Consider the following 2640-nt stretch of genomic DNA (forward strand, 5'->3'; position numbering starts at 1 on the left):
GCACATCATTTGTACTCCAGCCCGCTGTAATAGCGCGCTCAATCGCTGATACCGTTCCATCGCCATTCAGGTCGAGCATGACGCCCAGCGCCGCCGTCTGTTCGACCAGCGCGCCTTTGAATTCGTCGGCCAAAAACTGCTCGGCGCTCAGTTGTTTAGGCAACTTGGCCATCATGCCCGCGACCTTGTCGATGGTCGCTGTGGTCTGCGTGCCGCTCGCTGACCAGCCTTTCTGGGCTTCGATGAATCGGTCGGCGTATTGAGTGATACTGTTCATCGCATCGCGGTCGCCGCCTTGGGCTTTTGCGTACTGTTCGTAAAACGCTTGAGAACTGGCGGCGAGCTGGTCAGCGGGCGAGGCCAGGCCCGCATCGGTGCCCTGCAGGTTGGCGAGCCAGCTATCAATACTGTTGCTGAAGCCAGCAAGCTGCTGCTTGGCACGGGCGAGTGCATCCCGTTCTTGATTGATTGAACGCACACGTTCTTGCTGCTGGCGGTCAAGGTTGCGAAGGCGGTCTTGCTCATCTTTCACGGCCCACACGCGTTGTTGCAAAGCGCGGTTGCTTTCATCGATAGCTTCAAGATCCCGGCGGCGCAGCTCGGCTGTGTTGCCCTCCAGTGTTAGCAGCTGGCGCTCCAATTGCTCACGCTCGCGGAGTACATCCGCCACGCTGTTTAGGCCATCAGCAGCGCCGTTTGCTGCGTACTCAGCCGCCTCGGCACTGTTAGCGATAAAATCGAGTGCATCTGTTAAAGATAGTGATCCGCTCGCAACCGCATTAAACCAGTGCTCAAGTCCATCAGCTTCTGGGGCCCGACCCAGCATTTCCTGGTATTGCTGCTCAATGGCTTGGCGAACGGCTCCGCTTGTTTCTTTTAGAGCAGGCGCGAGCGCCATTAATTCATATGCCAGCCTGCCACCTGCATCCGTATTTAGGTTCTGAGCCTCTACGAGCGCACGCAACTCATCGACTGTTTTCGGGATTTCGTCAGTTACACCGGAAAGGGATGAGGCTAAATCTTGCTGAGCGTTAGACAGGCGCTCGGACTCGCTGAATGCAGCTTGATAGTAAGCGTCGTTGACAGCTATGAGGTTATCAATGCCCCCCGCTGCGTTTTGTAGTGACCAGGCAGAGTGGATTGCACCCTCAGCAGTCTCGTCAAACTGTAGGTTTAAGCGCTCAATGCTGTTGCCCAGTAACGCTATAGCATCAAGTGCCTGAAAAAGCCCGTTAGCTGTACCCTGCACATCACCCGTATTCGCTTCTAAATGATCAATGACATCGCGCTGAATTTGCTCGTTTAATGATTGCGCGATGCGCTCAAGATTGAGTACAGCTACAAACGCATTCGCCATCTGCTCAGGGTCAGCGATCTGAGCAATAGCGGATTCAACGTATGCGCCTGATCCGTCGATGATTTCACGCAGACGAGTATCAAAGAGCCCTTCAGGACCGGAGTAGGTGAAGCCCTCGATGCTTTGGCGCATTGCGTCGAGACGCTCGTCGATAGCGGCGCTGGCAAGAACATTATCGAAGACGGCGATCTCGTCCATTAACTGCTGGAGTTGATCTTGCTCTTCGCCCAACTTGTAGTCGCTGAAGCGTGAGATACCAAAACTACCCAGCTCGCTTGTGCGATCGCCGAAGATGCCGGGCTGTTGACCTTGTACGAAATCGAAGTGATAGTGTTTTTTACTCTTACCGAACGCGGCATCAATCGCTCCCCCGATAGCACCGCCAATGGCTGCACCAATCGGGCCGCCGAAATAGATGCCAGCCACTGCGCCGCCGGTTGCGCCCCACGAGCTGCCCGCGTCTTTACCAAAAACGGATTGCCCTAGCTGGGTGCCTGCGTAGCCACCGGCTATGCCCGCCCCAGCGGAGTACATACCCTGCATGCCGCTGAAGTTCTGCATGCTGCCGCCCCAAAGGCCAGTGGCGCCAGTACCCTGAGTGGCTGCATTTGCCCAGCCCGCGCCGCCGTAAGCCTGAGCACCGCCCGCGCCGCCCCACTGAACGCCGCCAATGCCCCCTTGCACGGAATTCCACATATTGCCGATGCTGCCAGGGTTTATGCCAAAGCCGCCGCCTCCCATGCCAGCCTGCTGGCCGCCACCCATCCCCATCATGCCCTGCATTTCGACAATGATAGGCCGGGTAATGGCCATGTGAGCCAGTTCTGCTAGCGTCTGGTCCAGCACGCGCTTCATGGTTTCGCTGGCACTGCGGCTGCCGTCGATGGCGCCTCGCCAAAGATCAGCAAAGCCGTCGTCTAGCCGACGCAATCCGTTCAGCCGAAGCTCATCGAACGCGCCTTCCATCGTGAAGGCGGCGTCTACCGTCTTGGCGGCCAGATCCTCAGTGTCTTTCTGGGCGTCGATGTACTCCTGCTGCAGCAGGCCCATCATCTGGATATTCTGGCCAATGTTGCCGGTGCCCGTGGCGATGGCCAGCGTTAGCGTTTGCATGTCACGGGCTAGCTGGACAGCTTCGCGGCGGCCAGGGATCAGGCGGTTGCGCAGGGCTTCAAGGGCATCGGCTTGGGCTTCGGTGGCTTTGGTGAGTTCGTTGGCAGCGGTGGTGGCTTCGCGGGTAGCTGCGCTGGCCGTTTCGGTTACAACAACCGCTTCTTCAGTAA

At 57.7% G+C, this 2640-nt stretch carries 1 protein-coding gene; it reads right to left on the minus strand.

Annotated elements, in window-relative coordinates:
• Positions 1–2640 (minus strand): DUF4214 domain-containing protein (locus CZ787_RS09790; protein ID WP_140398983.1); only part of this gene is annotated, 2640 nt, incomplete at both ends.

Origin of the sequence: Halomonas citrativorans (assembly GCF_900163645.1) — a bacterium.
GTDB lineage: Bacteria > Pseudomonadota > Gammaproteobacteria > Pseudomonadales > Halomonadaceae > Vreelandella > Vreelandella citrativorans.